Source organism: Mycobacterium sp. (genome assembly GCF_035499775.1).
Lineage (GTDB): Bacteria > Actinomycetota > Actinomycetes > Mycobacteriales > Mycobacteriaceae > Mycobacterium.
Genome location: NZ_DATJYB010000350.1, coordinates 30,226 through 48,610 on the forward strand (window position 1 = coordinate 30,226; position 18,385 = coordinate 48,610).

Below are 18,385 nucleotides of genomic sequence, written 5' to 3' on the forward strand. Positions count from 1 at the left end.
CGTTTACACCAGGCCACTAATGGCACTTCCCCTCTTCGCAACGGTCCTTTGCCGAATGTTCATCGGCGGATGATGTCGAACAGCATTCCCTCGACCGTGACTCCCGGCGCGAAGGCGAACGCTACTCCCGTCGAGATCTCCTTGGCCGACTCTGCCTGGCGCACCATCATTTCCAGCACAAAGATCAGCGACACGCTCAGCATGTTGCCGAACCGGGCCAGCACATCCCAACTGGGGGCCGCCCGCTCCGCGGGGATCGCCAGAGAGCGCACCGATTCCTCGATGATCCTGGGACCGCCCGGATGAATCGCCCACAGGTCGATGTCAGGCTTCCGCAACCCGTTGTCGTGCAACATCTCTGCGACTACCGGATCGACGCCGGCGTATATGTAATCGGGCAGGTTCTCGGACAGCTCACAGGTGATGCCGTTGTGGTTGACGCCGAGCACGATGCCGTCCTCTGCTCCTTCGAGTAGCCGACTGAAAATGCTGCGAATCACCACCTTGCCCGGCTCGAGCTTCTCGTGAACCTGGCTGGCACCGATCACCAACGCCGCACACCCGTCGCCGAACAGGCTGTGCGTCACCACATCGTTGACGTCGTCGGCGAAAACGGCGTTTACCGAACACAACTCGACGCACACCACCATCGCCTTCATATCCGGGTGCGCGCGAACGTAACTCGTCGCAATACGAATGGCATTTATCGCGGCCGCGCAGCCCATGAAATTCACCACGACACGCGAAACCGAACGCGACAGGCCGAGTTCCTTGACGATCGCCACATCCACACCCGGAGCGATGAATCCGGTGCTGGTCACAAACACCAGCAAACCGACCTCGTCGACCGCATACGGGCCGGGCAGCGCACGCGCGCCCACCTCGACCGCCAGCGGAACCGCGTGCCGGTAGAACAGGTCCATCCGATTTCGGATGGTTGCGGGATTCCGCCGAAGCTCCCCGAATTCGGCGTCGAGCGGATCAACAGCCATTCGGCGGGTGGCGACCTTTGTCTTTGCATACACGCGCGGAATCCGGTTCCGCTGCTGTGGATCTGCGAACAAGCCAGCAACCCGATCAGCCGCCTCGGACTGATCCACCGCCCGGCACGGTGCGCCGGTCGCGATTCTTTCGATCACGGCGACCGTGGTCGGTGGGGCCGGTGGCAACTGGGCAAGGGTTTGGTCTTGCTGCTTGTGGCTTCCTCGATGCCCGGCGCCGCCCTTCGAGGTACTCATACCGAGCCGATTCCGACGAATCCCTGAATCACGTAGACGGCGCTCGCTTTCCATGCCGCCGGCGAGCAGTGCTCGCGAATAAACCCCCAATTCAGCTCCCTTGCCTGGCGCGAGGGCGACAGCAGATATGTCCGGCACAGCTTCGGCAGCCGATCGGTGACGAAACTCTTGGCGGGAACCCACTCGATGCCGAACTTCGCCGCCTCTTCGGCCAACACGTCCTCGGTGACAATGTTGGCAAAACCGCTGCGCTGAAACGGCAGCACGTGATGCACGCGGTGCGAACTCAGGCCAGCCGACAGGAAGCAGTCGACGTAGCGATTCCCGATCACTTTCAAGTCGTCGGCGTGCTTGAGTTGATCGATGCCCCAGTCTTGCTCGCGGGTAGCGGCAAACTCCTCGGCCTCCTCCTTGAAATCGTGGCTGGCGACAACTAAGAAGGTGCTGACCCACAGTGTGGCAACGAATTGCAAAGCCCAGGCCCAGAAGTCGCCGGCCAATGCGAACGCCACCAATTCGCCGACGAGCAGCAGGCGGACGCCGGAGGACCCGCAGAAGTGCGGGAGGGCCCGGCGCCAGCTTCCATAGGACTCCTCGACGCCGACTTTCCACGTGATGCGCCAGACGTCGGCAATCCGGACGGCCATGCCGGTGAGCAAGTGCCCGAATTTGTGGATGGTGTGCACGGGTATCCGATACAGCCTTGGCAGCCGCATCATCATGGTGAACACGTTCTTCTTTATGTCGACGCCGCTTTGGGTGTACGGGTGGTGCAGCAGGGTGTGTCCGTCGGCGGTGACCAAGGCCAGCGCGACGTAGTTCATGTCGAAGGCGTTTCCGAAGACTCGGTTCATGCCACGCTGCGCGCGATGCAACGCGTAATGCCCGAACCCGGCCAACGAACTGCGAAGCAGAACCATCGCAATCACGAAGAGCGGCAGTGGCATCCAGCCGGGTTGGGCGAGTCGCAACACCTGAACGGCGAAGTAGCCGACGACCAGCAGCACCGCCACGATGTTGAAATACGTGTCCATGCGCTTGATCCGCCCGGCCAGCGCGGGCTCGTTCAGCCGGGCCTTGACCCGGTGCAGCAGATCGTCGTGGTCGTCGAATTCGTACTTAGGGGTGTCTCGCCAGCTGTTGAAGTCGTCGTCGAAGAGGAATGCCGGTGCATTGTGCTTTGGGTGGATGTCCTGCATCGTGGCGTCGCGGCCTAAGGCATACCGCCGCTGCAGGATTCGCTCGACCTTGGCCGGATCGCGATGATAAGAGGCGACGATGGCGGTGATGTCGCGGTTCTTGGTTCGCCCGATGAAGAAGGCGCCACCGGGATGCTTGACGATCCAGTCGCTCAGGTCATAGGCGCGCCCGTTGTAAACCCACACATCTGACAGCCTCGGCCCGCCCGACAGAGTAGCGGGGCCCAAGTCCGGGGCCGACGCGGAGTCGCGCTCCTGTACTTCGGGGAGGTCATTGGTCATTCGCATTCCTCCGGCTCAGACGTCGGTGGAGGTGCACTGGTGCGGAACCCGCCATCAGAACCCGGGGATTCAGAACCGGCCCGGAAACCGGCGGCGGCCTCGCCGCCGCCGGCAGTTCCAGGCCGGTTCTTTGGTGCGCAGTTCACACAGTGGCGCCAGCTACCCCGTGGGGTTGGGGATATTGACCGGCTGACCCCACGCCGACAGGGTGACAGAGACGTGACCCTGGTCCTTTTCGACCACCATCCGCACCAGATTCGCGGCGCCGCCCGGCGTCGCATTCACGTCCGTGATGTATAGCGTGATCGGGAGGGTGCCGCCGTCCTTGCCAATCTGAGGAATTATCGGGTCGATCACCGCGGCGTCGATCTTGCCCGTCACCTTGATCGTGGCTACGCCGTTGATGTTTTCGTTGCCGGCTACCTGCGGGTCTTGGACTTTGCCAATCGCGCTGCCCAGACCCTTGTCCTTATCGAGGATGATGCCCGGGTCGTAGATCTTCTCTGCCGGCCCGACCGAGACATAAGCACCGGTCTCGGTCTTGGTGTACATGGTCTTGTTGGTGACCAGGAAGTCCTTAGCGACGGGCTGCGCTTGAGGAGTCAGCCGGACCGTGGCGTGGCCGACCGCCTGGCCGTTGCCCTTGGGCTGGTTGGTCACGTCCGCGTCAACGCTTTCCATAGGGAGAGTCGTCAGATTGGTCGTCGCCAGAATGATATGGACCGAATGCAGCTCCGTGGTTGCCTGGGATGCGTCCTGCACGAGCTTCGCGGCTTGCGGTGACGGCGCTGCGGATGTCGCCGTACTGGATGTCCCAGAAGCACCGGGCGTCTCGGACGCGGAGCTCTGGGCCGTCGACGACTTATTTCCGCAACCCGCGATCACCGTGGCGAATAGAGCCGCCGCTACCACAATCGCGCTCGACCTCGGGCGGAAGGGTCGGTGCATACCTCGTTGGAGCGAGATTTGCGCTTGGTCTGTCAAGCCATTCATTACAGCCTTTGCTGAGATATGTGATCGGTCGGAATGAGCGGCGATTCGCTGCGCTCGCCTGCAGCACAGACAGGAAGCCCAGATTTGGGCCCCGTCGGTGGTCCGGGTCTCGGTGACTGCGTACCCGCACCCTGGTTCACCAGCAGCGCCAACACCTTTCGACGCATGCGCCACACTCCCACCTTGTTCACCAGATCGCATCGGCCGGAGAGCAGCGACAATAGCACGCGGCGGGGTGCCCAGGGAGTGGTTTCCGCTAAAGCAGCTATCGAATCAGCCGCGCTGCGCGCCGGGCCCCGATGCGCTGCCGAGCACAACGAAAAGGTTCCCAGCGGTCGCTGTGTTCGCTCGCGCGCAGCACTGTGGCCTCGACGGCTAACCTCGACGGGGTGAATCTCGACGCTAATCAGGCCCCGATCCGCGAGGTCTGCGATGCCGGCGTACTCGCCGGCGCGGTCACGGTGGTGTGGCAGCGCGGAGAAGTGTTGCAGATCAACGAGATCGGCTACCGGGACGTGGACGCGCGCCTGCCGATGCACCGGGACACGCTGTTTCGCATCGCGTCGATGACCAAACCGGTCACCGTAGCCGCGGCAATGAGCCTGGTCGACGAGGGCAAGATGGCGCTGAAAGACCCGATCACGCGCTGGACTCCGGAGCTCGCGGACCTGCAAGTACTGGACGATCCCCGTGGCCCGCTGGACCGGACGCATCGCGCGCAGCGGCCCATCCTGATCGAAGACCTGCTCATCCACACCAGCGGCCTGGCCTACAGCTTTTCGGTGTCCGGGCCGCTGTCCAAGGCGTACATGCGACTGCCGTTCGGCCTGGGTCCGGACACCTGGCTGGCCGAACTGGCCACCCTGCCGCTGGTGCACCAGCCCGGTGACCGAGTGACCTACAGCCATGCCACCGACGTGCTGGGCGTCATCGTCGCCCGCGCCGACGGCAAGCCGTTTCACCAGTCCCTTCAGGACCGGGTCCTGGGTCCGGCGGGCATGAGAGACACCGGGTTCTTCGTGGCACCGGAAGCGCGGGGCCGCGCGGCCACCATGTACCGGCTGGACGACGACGGACAGCTGCGGCACGACGTGATGGGGCCGCCGCACGTCAAGCCGCCGTCATTCGCCAACGCCGGCGGCGGGTTGTGGTCGAGCGCCGAGGACTACCTGCGGTTCGTGCGGATGCTGCTGGGCGACGGTTCGGTCGACGGTGTGCGGGTGTTGTCGCCGGAGTCGGTGCGCCTGATGCGCACCGACCGGCTCAGCGATGAGCACAAGCGACACAACTTCCTGGGTGCGCCGTACTGGGTCGGCCGCGGGTTCGGTCTGAACCTGTCGGTGGTGACCGATCCGGCGAAGTCCAAGCCGCTGTTCGGGCCGGGCGGCCCGGGAACGTTCAGCTGGCCCGGCGCGTACGGGACGTGGTGGCAGGCCGACCCGTCCGCGGACCTGATCCTGCTGTACCTGATCCAGCATTGCCCCGACATGTCCGTGGATGCGGCCGCGGCCGTCGCGGGCAATACGTCGCTGGCGAAACTGCGTACGGCGCAACCGAAGTTCGTCCGCCAGACCTATCGCGCACTGGATCTCTAGCCGATGGTCGACTACCCACCTGACCGCATCGCCGGGCCCCGGCTGGTGCTGCGCCCGCCGGTGCTCGACGACGCCGGCGCGCTGTTCCAACGGGTCGCCCGTGACCCCGAGGTGACCAAGTACCTGATGTGGAGCCCGCACCCCGACGTGGCGGCGACGCGGCGGGTGATCACCGAGAAACTCAATATCAACGATGCGGAGCGAACCTGGGCGATCACGCTGCGGCACAGCGACGAGGTCGTCGGGCTGGCCAGCTGTCGTCGTGCGGCGCGGCACTCGGTCGAGATCGGTTACTGCATGGGCCGGCGTTGGTGGGGAAAGGGTTTGATGTCCGAGGCGCTGGGCATGCTGATGGCCGCGCTGGAAGCCGACCGCCACGTCTATCGCGTCTGGGCCACGTGCAGTGTCGACAATGAGCGGTCGGCGCGGCTGCTGCAGCGGGCCGGGTTCGTGCTGGAGGGCCGGCTGGCCCGCCACGCGGTCTACCCGAGTATCGGGCCCGAACCGCACGACAGCCTGCTCTACGCGAAGACGCTGCGGTAACGGCTCGTAGGCTGACCCGCATGAGCAAACCGACCGTCCTGATCAGCGGCGCCGGAATCGCCGGGCCGTCCCTCGCGTATTGGCTCACCCGCTCCGGTTACCAGGTCGTGTTGGTCGAGCTCGCCGACGGCATCCGCCCCGGCGGCCAGACCGTGGACCTGCGCGGGGCCGGGCGGGCGGTGGTCGAGCGGATGGGGCTGCTGGATCAGATGCGGGCCCGGAGTTTGGACCAGCGCGGCATCGCGTGGGTGAAGGCCGACGGGAGGCGCCGCGCCGAGATGCCGGTCGACGCGTTCCACGGCAACGGCCTGGTCAGCCAGCTCGAGATTCTGCGCGGCGACCTGACCGACGTGATCTACCAGGCCACCGTCGCGGACACCGAGTACCGGTTCGGCACCCGGATCACCGAGCTGGCACAGTCCGACTCCGAAACTGGAGGGGCGGTGACGGCGACGCTGTCCGACGGCACGACGGTGCTCGCCGACTTGGTCGTCGGGGCCGACGGTCCGCATTCGGGGGTGCGGCGGCTGGCCTTTGGGCCGGAAGAGGGATTCGTCAAGCCACTGGGCGGCTACAACGCTTGGTTCACCGTGCCTGACACCGCCGGCCTGAACGGCTGGTACCTGATGTATCAGGCTGCCGGTGGACTCAACGCGTCGATGCGCCCGTCGCACGATCCGTCAAAAGCCAAGGCGGGGCTGGCATTCCGCTCCGATCCGCTGACCTACGACCGTCACGACCTCGACGAGCAGCGCGAGATACTGGCCACCCGGTTCGCCGGCGCCGGCTGGCAGTGCGATGCCCTGGTTGCCGGCGCACGCGAGTCCGACGACTTCTACTTCGACGCGTTCGCCCAGGTCCATATGGACAGCTGGTCGTCCGGGCGGGTCACGCTGGTCGGCGACGCCGGCTACTGCGCGTCACCGCTGAGCGGCATGGGCACCAGCCTCGCGCTGGTCGGGGCCTATGTGTTGGCGGGTGAATTGGGCCCGGCCGACGATGCGGGCCGCGGAGCGGCCCGAGGAGGAGACGGGCGATCAGACCTGGGCCCGGCCGACGATGCGGGTATCGATGGGGAACACCTGGCGACCGCGCAGGAGCGCTACGAAGCGGTGATGCGGCCCTATGTGAATGCTTGCCAGGAACTCCCGAACAGCGTCGAACGCTTTCTTCCGGACTCCGCCACCGATATCGCCGTCACGGCCCTGGCGATGAAGTACATGCAGCGCTGGCCGCTTCGGCCGTTGGCCGAACGGAAATGGTTCACCACGGCCGACGCCGTCGACCTGCCGGACTACCCGGCCGCGCGGTCCAATGCCCGACGGGCGTAGGCCCGGACGTCGGCATCGCTGTCCTTGAGCGCGATGCTCAGCGCATCGCGCGTCGCGGGTTCGCCGGCCCACCGAGTCAGGCTGAGTACGGCCGCCTTACGCACGTCGAGATGGGGGTCGGCGAGCGCCTGGGTCAGCCGGGGAACGGCACGCTCGGCCACCCCACCCGACAGTGCGCGCGCCGCGCCCTCCCGCACCTGCCATGCCGGCGCCTGCAACGCCCGCTCGACGGCAGCGAAATCGGGCTCACTGCAACCTAATTCACCCAGCGCGGCCAGCGCGGCGGCGCGCACCAGCGGATCAGGGTCACCGATCAGCGCGCTGACGGTATCGGCGCCGCCTTGCAGCGTGGCCAGACCGGCCGCCGCCGCGATGCGAACCTCCCGGTTCTCGTCGTCGGTGGCGACGACCACCCCGGCCACGTCGTCGACGGACACCAGCGCCCGTACCGCCTCGATACGCACCCGGTGGTCGGGATCCTGCAGCGCCCGGCGGTATTCCGCGGCATCGCCAGACCGGCGCGCGGCGAGCACGTAGACGGCGGCGCCACGGACCACCAAGTCGCGCGAGAGCAGGTATGCCTGGGCGGCAGCCGGATCGGGCAACACCTCGACCAGTTCGCGGATGCCGTCGGCGGCGGTGCGGCGAACACCGGCGTCGGCGTCGCCCAGTGCGGCGAACAGGGCGGGCGCATATCCGTCGGGGATGTGCTCGGTGAGCGTTGCCACCGCGGTGCGGCGCACGCCCGGATCGGCGTCGGACAGGTAGGGCAGCAGATCGGCCACCGCCGGCTCCTCGAGGGCCAGGACCTCGGCAATGCGCGGCGACGGCGGGTCGAATGCGGTTGCAGCCGAACCGATTCGCGACCGAGCGGTAGCCGGGGCTTGGCCGCCGACCAGCGGCGGCTGCTGCACCTCGTGCACCGTCTGATCCACCGGCGGCAGGCCCTCGAGCTCCGGCACCGGCACGAAATACGGCGCCACCGGGCGCTTGAGAAAGGCGATCCGGCCGTCGGGACCCTTGCGCAGGTTCAGGTGATAGCCCCATTGGCTGTCGTCGCGGCCGGGCAGGTCGGCGCGATCGTGGTAGAGGCCCCAACGCGATTCGGTACGGGTGAGTGAGGACCGGGCGGCCATCTCGGCGCAGTCCCGGATGAACGACACCTCCACTGCGCGCATCAGCTCATGGGGGGTACGGGCGCCCAGGCCGGCGATCTCGTCGCGCATCCGGTCGAAGGTGCGCACCGCGATGGACAGCTTGGCCGCCGTCTTGGGTGGCGCCACATAGTCGTTGACGAATCGTCGCAGTTTGTATTCGACCTGCGGCTGCGGCGGGCCGTCGGGATGCCGCAGCGGGCGGTAGATCAGCTCGTGGGCCGCTCGCAGCTGGTCCTGCGGGAGTTGTTGCGGCGCGGGTATTTCCGCCCGCGTGGCGGCGGCGTGGGCGCCGGCGAGGTCACCGAAGACGAACGCCCCGATCATGTAGTTGTGCGGCACGCAGGCCAGGTCCCCGGCCGCGTACAGCCCCGGAACCGTGGTGCGGGCGTGTTCGTCGACCCAGACGCCGGACGCGGAATGACCACTGCACAAACCGATTTCGGAGATGTGCATCTCCACGTCGTGGGTGCGGTAGTCGTGGCCCCGGTTGGCATGGAACGTGCCGCGGGTGGGTCGCTCGGTGGTGTGCAGGATGTTCTCCAGCGAGGTGAGCGTCTCGTCGGACAGGTGGGACACCTTGAGATAGATGGGGCCGCGGGCCGAGTCGATCTCGCTTTTGACCTCGGCCATCATCTGCCCCGACCAGTAGTCGGAGTCGACGAACCGCTCGCCGTGCGAGTTGACCTGATACCCGCCGAACGGATTGGCGACGTAGGCACACGCCGGACCGTTGTAGTCCTTGATCAGCGGATTGACCTGGAAGCATTCGATGCCGGACAGTTCCGCGCCGGCGTGGTAGGCCATCGAGTACCCGTCACCGGCGTTGGTCGGGTTCTCGTAGGTGCCGTACAGGTACCCCGACGCGGGCAAGCCGAGCCGCCCGCAGGCCCCGGTCGCCAGGATCACCGCCTTGGCGCCGACGGCGACGAATTCGCCGGTGCGGGTGTTGAACGCGGCGGCACCCACGGCGCGGCCGCCGCTGTCGGTGAGCACCCGCACCGGCATCAACCGGTTCTCGATGCGGATCTTCTCCCGCATCGACCGTTGCCGCAGCACCCGGTACAGCGCCTTCTTGACGTCCTTGCCCTCCGGCATGGGCAGCACATACGAGCCGGAGCGGTGCACCCGGCGCACCGCGTACTCGCCGTGCTCGTCCTTTTCGAACTTCACCCCGTACCGCTCCAACCGCTGCACCATCGCAAACCCGCGGGTGGCGGTCTGATACACGGTGCGCTGGTTGATGATTCCGTCGTTGGCCCGGGTGATCTCGGCGACGTAGTCCTCCGGTTCGGCCTTGCCCGGGATGACGGCGTTGTTGACCCCGTCCATGCCCATCGCCAGCGCACCGGAGTGCCGCACGTGAGCCTTCTCCAGCAACAGCACCTGCGCGCCGTGCTCGGCGGCGGTGAGCGCCGCCATGGTGCCCGCGGTCCCGCCACCGATGACCAGCACGTCGCAGTCCAGGCGGACCGGAACCTGATCCGGAATCTGCATCATGCGGCCACCGAATGATCCAGTGCGGCAATGACTTCGGCGCGCAACTCGGCGCGGGCGCCACCGCTTCGCGGTTCGGGCACGTCGAGGACCGCGCGCAGCGGCTGGCCGGCCCGACCCATGACCACGATCCGGTCGCCGAGCGCCAGGGCCTCGTCGACGTCGTGGGTGACGAAGACGATCGTGGTCGGATGGACACGCCAGGTGTCGATCAGCAGCCGCTGCATGGCTGCCCGGGTCTGGGTGTCCAGCGCGCCGAACGGCTCGTCCATCATCACCGCGCGCGGCGCCCCGGCCAGGCCGCGCGCCAGCTGGACGCGCTGCCGCATCCCGCCGGACAGGCTCTTGGGCAGGTAATCGCCGAAGCCGGTGAGCCCGACCTCGACTATCCAGCGTTCGGCCTGGGCGCGGCGGGTGGCGCGCGGCTCGCCACGCAACCGCAGCGCCAGTTCGATGTTGGACCGCACGCTGCGCCACGGCAGCAATGCGTTGTCCTGGAACACCATCCCACGGTCACCCGAGGTCGTGGTCACCTCCACGCCATCGGCCAGCACCCGGCCCTCATCGGGTCGCAGCAGCCCGGCCAGGGCCCGCAGCACCGTCGACTTACCGCAGCCCGACGGCCCGGTGAGCACCAGGATCTCCTCGGGGCCTACCACCAGGCTCAGCCCGCCGATCACCGGAACATCGTTGTAGGACAACCGAACTCGATCCAGCTCTAGGCTCATCCCTACCGTCATCGTTGGTTCTCCTGCCCGCGCGGCAGCCAGCGGGTGACGCGTCGGCCGACCAGTTCGACGGCCGCAGACGTCACGAAACCCAGCACGCCGATGGTCAGAATCCCGACGAACACCTTCGGGTAGGCCAGCACGGTGTAGTCCTGCCAGGTGCGATAACCGACCCCGAGGCGGCCGGAGATCATCTCGGCGGAGATCACGCAGATCCACGCCACGCCCATGCCGACCGACAGTCCCCCGAACACCCCGGGCAGGATGCCCGGCAGCACGACCTGGCCGAGCACCTCCCGCCGGCCGCCGCCCAGGGTGCGTACCGAGTCCTCCCAGAGCGTGGGCAGTGCCCGCACCGCGTGCCGGGTGCTGACCATGATCGGGAAGTAGGCCGCCAGGAAGGTGATGAACACGATGCCGGCCTCGTCGGTCGGGAACAGCAGGATCGCCACCGGCACTATCGCGATGGCGGGAATGGGCCTGGCCAGCTCGGTGAGCGGCCCGAACACGTCGGCGAACAGCCGGGAGCGACCCAGCAGGACACCGGTCGCGACGCCGACGACGGCGGCCAGCCCGAAACCGGTGAGAATGCGCAGCAACGACTGCGCGAGGTCAAGCCAGTATTCGTACTTGCCCAGCCGGTGTGTCAGCGCCGTGGCGATGTCGGTCACGGTCGGCAGCGTGTCGAAGCGCAGCCACAGCCGCACCTTCGCGGTGGTCAGCAACTGCCAGAGCCCGATCGCGGCGGCCACCGACGCCAGCCGCAGCACGTGCGAACGCCACGGCGGGGCTCCGGGTCGGGACGGCGCGCGCAGTGCGGGCGCCGGTATGGTTTGGTCGATCACTTGGGCAGTCAAAGCGAACCTCCCAGTGCCTGTTGATAATCCACGGTGACGCTGCCCGGATGCGCAGCGAGGTAGCGTCGTGCCCCGGCGACGGTGCCGAAGGGGTGATAGTCCTGGCCGTCACGCACCCAGAACGCTTTGTCGGCGAACCAGCGGGTGCCCAACTCGGCGTCGGCTACGTAGGCCGCGCGCACTTTGGTGCCGTGCGCGACGGCATCCCGGACCGCATGGAGCAGGGCGGTCGGGTTCGCCGCCGGGCGGGTGGTGTCGGATCCGTCCAGCCACAGTTCGCCGCCGAGCGGTGGGTTGGCGGCAGCCGCCCGGGCGGCGTCGTAGTCGCGCCCGCGGGCACCGAACACGGCGCGCAGCGGCTCGTCCGCGACAAACCCGGCCACGTCGAGGTCGGCAAAGTCGCCGATCGACTTCAGGTACGGCACATCGCTTTTCAGTGCTTGCACCAGCGACGGCTTCGGCGTGGTGTCGAACGACGTCCCGCCCGGGCCGTTGTACAGGTACACCACCTCCTGCGGCAGCCCACTTGCTTCGGCGACGACGCGCGCCGCCTCCAGCGGCTTTTCGTTGAGGAAGTCGGTGGCGTCCAATTGCGCCTGCAGGAAGGCCGCGAGCACCTCGGGATGAGCGGCGGCATACGTGCGCCGCACCACTACGCCGTGCAAGGTAGGCACGTTCAGCTCGGCTCCGTCGTACAGCAGTTTGGCCTTACCCTGGTAAACCAACAGCCCGGGCCAGGCCACGAACTGTGAAAGTCCTTGGACTTGGCCGGATTCCAGCGCAGAGGCGCCGATCTGGGGCTGCTGGTTGAGCACCTCGACGCCGGCGGGTTTGATCCCGGCCTTGTCCAGCGCACGCACCAGCGTGCCGTGCCCGGCCGAGCCGATGCTGGCCGAGATCCTCTTACCGGCCAGATCGGTCAGCGCATTTGCCGACGAATTCGGGCCGACCACAACCATGTTCAGCGCGCCCTTGGGGTTGTAGCCGGTCACCGACACCATCTCGGTGCGGGCGCGCGGATTACCCTGCGTCTTGGAGCCATTGATCAACATGGGGTAATCCCCCATCGAGCCGATGTCGATCTTCTCGGCGAGCATCTGCGCGGTGATCGGGGCTCCGGTGTCGTAATCCTGCCACCGGACCGAGTATCTGGTGCCGGTGCGCGCGGTGATGTCGGCCAGGCGTCGTTCCAGATAGCCCTGAGCCCGCAACAGCGTGCCGGCGGTCACCGTGTTGATGGTCTTGGACTGATAGCCGATGACGACGTTGACCACACCGGAGGACTCCGACAGCGACTCCAGCGAGCAACCGGAGGCGATCACCGCGACCGCGAGCGCCACCGACACCAGCCGCGCAATGCGTCTTTTCATGAAAGGTCCTGTTGTACAGCTTGTCTCAGCGTAGGAGGTAGGGCATGTTGACCGTGACGGCGCCGGTCGGACAGCGGGCCGCACACGGGCCGCAGTACCAGCATTCGTCGACGTGCATGAATGCCTTGCCCGTCTCGGGGTTGATGGCCAGGGAATCCAGTGGACAGATCTCGACGCAGAGGGTGCAGCCGTCGATACACAACGACTCGTCGATGGTCACCGGCACGTCGGCCCGGTTGTTGACCAGCGTCATGACTCGCTCCTTACCGGCTCGGCTCTTATGAGACTGCCGCGCATCGTGATTCGGTCGCCCCGCATCCGGATGTACTCCAGGTCGACGGGCCTGCCGTCGTCGAGGCTGGTGAGCCGCTCCAGCATGAGCAGCGCCGCCCCGTCGGGCACCTGCAGGGCGGCCGCCGAATGTGGATCGGCGGGAATGGCTTCCAACGCCAGCGACGCCGAGCCCAGCCGGTGTCCGCTGACCTGCTCGATGAGCGCGAACAGGTCGTTTGTCTCCAGCGGGTGGTCCAGAATCTGGGTGCCGATGTCCGGGGTGAGGTAGGTCAGGTCGAGGCTGAGCGGCAGGTCGCCGAGGTAACGCAGCCTCTCGACGAACACGGCCTGTTCGCCGGGTTTCAGCTGCAGCCGGTTGGCCACGGCCGGCGGGGCGGCCACCGCCATGGCGGCGCGCACCTCGTTGCGCACCTCCCCCAGGTTTTTGAAGGTCTCTTTGAGGCCCAGCAGCGCGTCGAGTCCGTGGTCGTACTTGCGCTGCGCGACGTGGGTGCCGACTTTGGGTCCGCGGTCGATCAGGCCTTCGTTCTTCAGCACGCTGAGCGCTTCGCGAATCGTGTTGCGGGAGACGAAGAACTCGGCCGCCAGATCGTTTTCGGCGGGCAGCCCGTCGGGGTAGGCGCCGGCGTGGATCTGCTGGCGTAGTACGTCGGCGGCGCGGCGGGCCCGGTCGGCCCGGGGTCCCCGGATCGGAATGGGCGACTCAGCGATAGCCACGCCGTCACGCTAATCAGCTCGCCGGCATATCCGGGGCGGCCGATCGGCGCCGATTTCGGCAGTTCAACGTATTGCGCCAGGCACGATTCGGCTACGACCAGCTAAAACCCTCACCCGGCCGGGTATTGCGCCACCTGGCGCGGGCCGGTGCAGTTCCGATCCCGGTGAGCGCAATCTCGGGGCAGCACCCGGTTTGCGTAGCCCGTCAGCGCGGCCGGTTGCATGGTGATGGCGCCGATATAGCCGTCCGGGCGGACGAGGACGGCCGCGCCGTCACTGACGTCGTAGGCCTGGTGGATTTGCCGGTCGGCGTCGAGGATGTCGGCGCCGACCTGGTGGGAGTGCACGCATTGGTGGTCCAGGTGCGGCGCGTCGGGCCCGAATCGCAACAGCGTCCAGTGCGGGCCGGCGAAGAGTGTGAACAGCCGCACCGACCGTCCGTCGCCGTGCCGGCAGGGCGCGTCCGGCGCGCGGTCGCCGGCCGCCAGCGTGGCGCTGCAGCCGTCGTCGAGTGTCAGCGGGCCACCCCGGTAATTCAGGCCGAGCTGCCTGGTTTCGGTGCCGCGTTCCAGCGCGTCGTCACTGCCACGCAGCGTCTTGTCCAGCAGCTCGGTGCTGATGCCGAGCACCCGCGAGGCGATTGGCAGCCGCTCGGCTTGGTAGCTGTCCAGCAGTTCGTCGGAGGCGCCGGCCAAAACTGCCGCGAGCTTCCAGCCCAGGTTGTAGGCGTCTTGCACGCCGGTGTTGAGTCCCTGTCCCCCGGTGGGCGGGTGCACATGGGCAGCGTCGCCGGCCAGGAAGGTTCTCCCCTGCCGAAATCGTTGTGCCAGACGCGCATTCGCCCGCCAGGTGGTGGCCCAGGTCAGCTCGCGCAACCTGATGTCGGTTCGCCCGGACGCCGTGTCGACGACGGCCTGCAGCGCGGGCAGGGTGGGCTGCAGCCCGGGAGCGGTGGTATTCACCACAAAAGCGTCGCCGCCTCCGGCGAGCGGCGTGAAGCCGAAGAAGCAGTGGCCGTCCAGCATCCAGCCGTGTCCGTAGTCGTGGTCCAGACCCTCGACGCGCACGTCGGCGAGCACCATTTGAACGTCGTCGTCGGTCGTACCCAGGAACTGGATCTCGAGTTGGCGGCGGACCGTGCTGCGCCCGCCGTCGGCGCCGATCAGGTAGGCGGCCCGCAGGGTTTCGCCGCTGTCCAGGCGAGCGGCGACCGCGTCGTCGTCCTGCGTGACCCCGATCACCTCGGCGTCGAGCTGGACGTGGACGCCGTGCTCCGAGAGCCGCGCCCGCAGAATCTCCTCGGTCCGCCACTGCGGCACGAAGCAGAGGTTCGGATACGGCACGTCGGCCTGCGGCGGCTCAGGCCTGGCCATCTGCTGCTCCCACACCACCGCGTCGCCGTCGTAGATCCGCATGACCGGTGCACCCATGCCGGCGGCGAAGATCCGGTCCAGGACACCCAGGTCCTCGAAGACCTCCAGCGTGCGTGGCTGCAGTCCGTCGGCGCGGGAGCCGATCGCGAATCGCTCTGCCTTGTCGACGACGCGCACGTCGATTCCCCGACGGGCCAGCTCGATGGCCAGCGTGAGGCCGGTCGGCCCGGCTCCGGTGATCAAGACCTGCGTGTCCATGGGTGCTCCTTCCGAATGAATTATGATTCAGTGAATTTAGATTCAGTGTGAGGTGGTGCTAGCTTTCCTGTCAAGGAGGTGACGGTTGAAACGCGTGGAACAGGCCGCCGGCACCGAAGCCGCCCTCAAGGACGCCGCCCGGCTCGTGTTCGCCCGAAAGGGCTATCTGAACACCAAGATCACCGACATCACCGCCGAGGCGGGGCGTGCCGCGGGATCGTTCTACAACCACTTCACCAGCAAGGAAGAGCTGCTCAAGGGACTGCTGGCGGACATGCTCGCCGAAAGCGACCGCGATGCTCTGGACGCCGAACACAACGGGGACTTCACCGACCGCGCCGCGGTGCGCTGGCACGTCGCGGCGTACTGGCGCTTCTACACCCGGCACGCCGTGGAGCTGACCGCGCTACGTCAGGCGGCGCTGGTCAACGCCGAGTTCGGTGCCCAGATACAGGAGTTGACGAACCGGGACATCAGCCATATTCGCGATCACCTGGACCCCGTTATCGCGGCCGGTCGCACGCTGCCGGGGCAGCCGGACGTGGTGCTGGCGATGTTCGCCGGGCTGCTGGACGGATTCGGATCGCACTGGCAGATGTCGGGTGGCCGGCTCGGCGAGCGTCACGTCGGCGAAGACGAGGCGATCGATGCGTTGACCGACTTCGTCTACCGCGCCCTCAACGGACAGCCGGGGTAGCCCGAGCACCCTAGCGTTTGCCCCAGTTCCACCGCGGTGTCGTCAGCAGGCCCTGTCCCGTGATGCGTGTCTCGCCCCACTCCTTGTACAGCTCGATTTCGACCGCGGCGTCGTCGCCCGTCGTCTCCGCCACCGGCACGGTGCCGAGAAAGTCCAACAGCAGCCGGGAGTGGGTGACCACCACAACCTGGGTTTGCGCTGCCGCGGTACGGATCAACGATGCGAGCGGACCGACCAAGCTGGGGTGCAGTGAGGTTTCCGGTTCGTTGAGCACCATCAGCGACGGCGCCTGCGGGCTCAACAGCGCCGCGGCCCACAGCAGGAACCGCAGCGTCCCGTCCGACAACTCGGCCGCCCGCAACGCACGCAGCATTCCGCGCTGCCGGAGTTGAAGGTCGAAGAGCCCTTCGTGGACGCCGACGGAGATCGTGGCACCGTCGAATGCGTCGGCCACGATGCGGCTCAAGTCGTCGAAGCCCGCCTCGATGACTGTCTGAATCGCGGCGGCCAGGTCGCTGCCGTCGTCGCACAGCACCGGGGTGCGCGTGCCCACCTGCGGGTGCCGCGCGGGGGCGCCGGCGTCGATCCGGAATCCGTCGTAGAACCGCCAGCCGCGCAGCCGCTCCCGTACCGCCGCCAGTTCGGGCAGCGCGTGCGGGTGGGCATACTCGGCCAAAACGCTGCGGTAAGCCGGCAGTGCGCGACTCAGCTCTTCGAAACCACTCGAGCCGCTTACCTCGGCGAAATCCCGTACCCGGCGCACCAGCGTCGTCCCGGTGCGCAGCACCGGGCCGGCGAACAACACTTCCCGCTTGATCTCCGGATCGCGGGCGAAGGCCGAATCGGGCCCGGCGAACTGCGGGATGCCGAGGTCCACCAGATAACCGAAATCGTCTGCGGCGAAGCCCATTTCGAGTGACACCGGCCGATTGCGCACGGTGCCTTCGGTCTTTCCGGTGCGACGCGCCGCGCCGGGCTGCTCCGGCCCCGCCCACAGCACCGACTGCAGCCCGCCCTCGCGGGCCAGCGAGCCGACCACCTCGCCGCGTCCGCAGTCGGCCAGCAGCCGCAGCGCGCGGTACAGCGACGACTTCCCCGCACCGTTGGCCCCGGTGACGATGGACAGCCGGCCCAGCGGCACTATCACCTCGCGCAGCGAGCGGTATCCCCGGATCGCCACCGTCTGCAACACGGGGCCGACTCTACGGTGCCGAGCAGACGCAAAAGCACCTGAAACAGGCCGGATTAGGGTGCTTTTGCGTCTGCTCGCGCTACGACGGTGTCGCCGTTCAAGGCCGAGGCATCGGCGGGAATCTCGAATTTCGACACCGCATCACCCACCGCGGCCATCGCCGCATTCCGTTGCGCCTCTAACCGTTTCAGCGCGCTCTGGGTGAACACCGAGAGCCCGAGTTCGTGGTTGTAACCGTGGATCTCTTTGACGTCGAGCTGGGCCAGGAAGTAAATGATCTCCTTGGACACCACCTGCCCGGGCACCAGCACCGGGAAGCCGGGCGGGTAGGGCACCACAAAGGTGGTGGACACCAGCGTCTTTCCCTCGGCGATCCGTCGCCCGGCCGTGCCGATCAGCACGTATTCGCGGTCCGACTCCTCGTACCCGGCGTAGAAGGCCGACCGCGTGTCGCCGTATTTGCTGTTGTCGTCGGGCCGGAACGCGATGTCGAACCGGCTGAAGTCGGGCAGGTGCGGCAGATCCTGGGTGATCTCCTCGACGCGTCGCTGGTGCAGCGCCCAGTCGGCGGTGCTGGCCGCAGCCTTCTCCTTGTCGAAGTCGTAGGCCACCCGGCGCAGCACGTCGAGCAGATGATGCACGCTCGACCAGGTAACGCCGATGGTGAAGATCAACAGCACGCTGTTGATCGACGTCTTGTTGATCTGGATGCCGAACCGGTCCATCAGGATCTTCTCGCGGAAGTCGTAACCGTTCATCCCGGTCTTGCCGACGAACAGGGTGACCCGCGTCGCGTCGAGCACGAACTGGTCGGACCGCCAGGCCTCGTTCCACTCGGCGATGGCACCCTGGCGGACCAGACGATAGGAGCTGACCGACGACGCCCGGAACTCGTCGGGCACCAGGTCGGACTCATCGAGGATGCGGAACCACTTGCCGATCAGTCGGTCCTTGCGGACCCGGTGCCGGAACACCAGCGCCATGTTGTAGACGTTGCGGACCAGCTCGAAGCCTTCGATGTCGACCTGCCGGCGCGCCAGGTCCAGCGACGCGAGCAGCTGCTGGTT

General features: G+C 67.1%; 15 protein-coding genes and 1 pseudogene. 4 read left to right on the forward strand and 12 right to left on the reverse strand.

Annotation, left to right across the window (positions count from 1 at the left end; translation table 11 throughout):
* Nucleotides 1-59 precede the first annotated feature (59 nt).
* The 3 genes from VML93_RS22015 to VML93_RS22025 all read right to left on the reverse strand — a co-directional run bounded on the left by VML93_RS22015 (nt 60) and on the right by VML93_RS22025 (nt 3,712).
* Nucleotides 60-1,238, reverse strand: coding sequence for a type III polyketide synthase (locus VML93_RS22015; RefSeq protein ID WP_325614303.1), 1,179 nt, complete (start codon nt 1,236-1,238; stop codon nt 60-62).
* Nucleotides 1,235-2,719: a fatty acid desaturase gene (locus VML93_RS22020; protein ID WP_325614306.1), complete on the reverse strand. Its 1,485-nt coding sequence runs from the start codon at nt 2,717-2,719 to the stop codon at nt 1,235-1,237. The genes VML93_RS22015 and VML93_RS22020 overlap by 4 nt, the downstream gene beginning before the upstream one ends.
* 159 nt (nt 2,720-2,878) lie before the next feature.
* Entirely contained in the window at nt 2,879-3,712 is an 834-nt protein-coding gene (locus tag VML93_RS22025) for an LppX_LprAFG lipoprotein (protein ID WP_325614332.1), read from the reverse strand.
* 389 nt (nt 3,713-4,101) lie between these two features.
* Between VML93_RS22025 and VML93_RS22030 the strand changes: the two genes are divergently transcribed.
* From VML93_RS22030 to VML93_RS22040, 3 genes are read left to right on the forward strand one after another with little or no spacing between them, the layout of a single operon-like run.
* Entirely contained in the window at nt 4,102-5,307 is a 1,206-nt protein-coding gene (locus tag VML93_RS22030; protein ID WP_325614308.1) for a serine hydrolase domain-containing protein, read from the forward strand.
* A gap of 3 nt (nt 5,308-5,310) precedes the next feature.
* Nucleotides 5,311-5,850 (forward strand): GNAT family N-acetyltransferase, encoded by a 540-nt coding sequence (locus VML93_RS22035; RefSeq protein WP_325614310.1) that lies wholly within the window; start codon nt 5,311-5,313, stop codon nt 5,848-5,850.
* A gap of 20 nt (nt 5,851-5,870) precedes the next feature.
* Nucleotides 5,871-7,181 (forward strand): FAD-dependent monooxygenase, encoded by a 1,311-nt coding sequence (locus VML93_RS22040; protein ID WP_325614311.1) that lies wholly within the window; start codon nt 5,871-5,873, stop codon nt 7,179-7,181.
* Here the strand turns inward: VML93_RS22040 and VML93_RS22045 are convergent.
* From VML93_RS22045 to VML93_RS22075, 7 genes are all read right to left on the reverse strand, one after another.
* Nucleotides 7,145-9,835, reverse strand: coding sequence for a fumarate reductase/succinate dehydrogenase flavoprotein subunit (locus VML93_RS22045; protein ID WP_325614313.1), 2,691 nt, complete (start codon nt 9,833-9,835; stop codon nt 7,145-7,147). The two genes, VML93_RS22040 and VML93_RS22045, sit on opposite strands and share 37 nt — an antisense overlap.
* Nucleotides 9,832-10,572, reverse strand: a complete 741-nt coding sequence (locus VML93_RS22050) for an ABC transporter ATP-binding protein (RefSeq protein ID WP_325614314.1) — start codon at nt 10,570-10,572, stop codon at nt 9,832-9,834. The genes VML93_RS22045 and VML93_RS22050 overlap by 4 nt, the downstream gene beginning before the upstream one ends.
* Entirely contained in the window at nt 10,569-11,417 is an 849-nt protein-coding gene (locus VML93_RS22055; RefSeq protein WP_325614316.1) for an ABC transporter permease, read from the reverse strand. The genes VML93_RS22050 and VML93_RS22055 overlap by 4 nt, the downstream gene beginning before the upstream one ends.
* Nucleotides 11,414-12,787 (reverse strand): ABC transporter substrate-binding protein, encoded by a 1,374-nt coding sequence (locus VML93_RS22060; protein WP_325614318.1) that lies wholly within the window; start codon nt 12,785-12,787, stop codon nt 11,414-11,416. The genes VML93_RS22055 and VML93_RS22060 overlap by 4 nt, the downstream gene beginning before the upstream one ends.
* A 25-nt stretch (nt 12,788-12,812) precedes the next feature.
* Nucleotides 12,813-13,040, reverse strand: a complete 228-nt coding sequence (locus VML93_RS22065; RefSeq protein WP_325614319.1) for a ferredoxin family protein — start codon at nt 13,038-13,040, stop codon at nt 12,813-12,815.
* Nucleotides 13,037-13,798 carry a GntR family transcriptional regulator gene (locus VML93_RS22070; RefSeq protein ID WP_325614321.1) on the reverse strand — a complete coding sequence of 254 codons (762 nt, stop codon included), beginning with the start codon at nt 13,796-13,798 and terminating at the stop codon, nt 13,037-13,039. The genes VML93_RS22065 and VML93_RS22070 overlap by 4 nt, the downstream gene beginning before the upstream one ends.
* Nucleotides 13,799-13,908: 110 nt before the next feature.
* Complete coding sequence (locus VML93_RS22075; RefSeq protein ID WP_325614323.1) at nt 13,909-15,429, reverse strand: FAD-dependent monooxygenase; 1,521 nt, start codon at nt 15,427-15,429, stop codon at nt 13,909-13,911.
* Nucleotides 15,430-15,523: 94 nt separating this feature from the next.
* Here VML93_RS22075 and VML93_RS22080 point away from each other — a divergent pair, with 94 nt between their 5' ends.
* The gene (locus tag VML93_RS22080; protein ID WP_325614333.1) at nt 15,524-16,126 is read left to right on the forward strand and encodes a TetR/AcrR family transcriptional regulator; all 603 of its coding nucleotides are present in this window, start codon (nt 15,524-15,526) and stop codon (nt 16,124-16,126) included.
* Between the two features lie 10 nt (nt 16,127-16,136).
* Here VML93_RS22080 and VML93_RS22085 read toward each other — a convergent pair whose 3' ends face one another.
* Both VML93_RS22085 and VML93_RS22090 read right to left on the reverse strand, forming a co-directional pair.
* Nucleotides 16,137-17,318, reverse strand: coding sequence for an AAA family ATPase (locus tag VML93_RS22085; RefSeq protein ID WP_325614325.1), 1,182 nt, complete (start codon nt 17,316-17,318; stop codon nt 16,137-16,139).
* A 53-nt stretch (nt 17,319-17,371) separates the two neighbouring features.
* Nucleotides 17,372-18,385, reverse strand: a pseudogene (locus VML93_RS22090) (amino acid decarboxylase); the annotation flags it as partial.

What these genes read in the sequence shown, in the direction of transcription:
- VML93_RS22015 (WP_325614303.1), bottom strand. Translation starts at nt 1,238, where the DNA reads ATGAGTACCTCGAAGGGCGGCGCCGGGCATCGAGGAAGCCACAAGCAG.
- VML93_RS22020 (WP_325614306.1), bottom strand. Translation starts at nt 2,719, where the DNA reads ATGACCAATGACCTCCCCGAAGTACAGGAGCGCGACTCCGCGTCGGCC.
- VML93_RS22025 (WP_325614332.1), bottom strand. Translation starts at nt 3,712, where the DNA reads ATGAATGGCTTGACAGACCAAGCGCAAATCTCGCTCCAACGAGGTATG.
- VML93_RS22035 (WP_325614310.1), top strand. Translation starts at nt 5,311, where the DNA reads ATGGTCGACTACCCACCTGACCGCATCGCCGGGCCCCGGCTGGTGCTG.
- VML93_RS22040 (WP_325614311.1), top strand. Translation starts at nt 5,871, where the DNA reads ATGAGCAAACCGACCGTCCTGATCAGCGGCGCCGGAATCGCCGGGCCG.
- VML93_RS22045 (WP_325614313.1), bottom strand. Translation starts at nt 9,835, where the DNA reads ATGATGCAGATTCCGGATCAGGTTCCGGTCCGCCTGGACTGCGACGTG.
- VML93_RS22050 (WP_325614314.1), bottom strand. Translation starts at nt 10,572, where the DNA reads ATGACGGTAGGGATGAGCCTAGAGCTGGATCGAGTTCGGTTGTCCTAC.
- VML93_RS22060 (WP_325614318.1), bottom strand. Translation starts at nt 12,787, where the DNA reads ATGAAAAGACGCATTGCGCGGCTGGTGTCGGTGGCGCTCGCGGTCGCG.
- VML93_RS22065 (WP_325614319.1), bottom strand. Translation starts at nt 13,040, where the DNA reads ATGACGCTGGTCAACAACCGGGCCGACGTGCCGGTGACCATCGACGAG.
- VML93_RS22075 (WP_325614323.1), bottom strand. Translation starts at nt 15,429, where the DNA reads ATGGACACGCAGGTCTTGATCACCGGAGCCGGGCCGACCGGCCTCACG.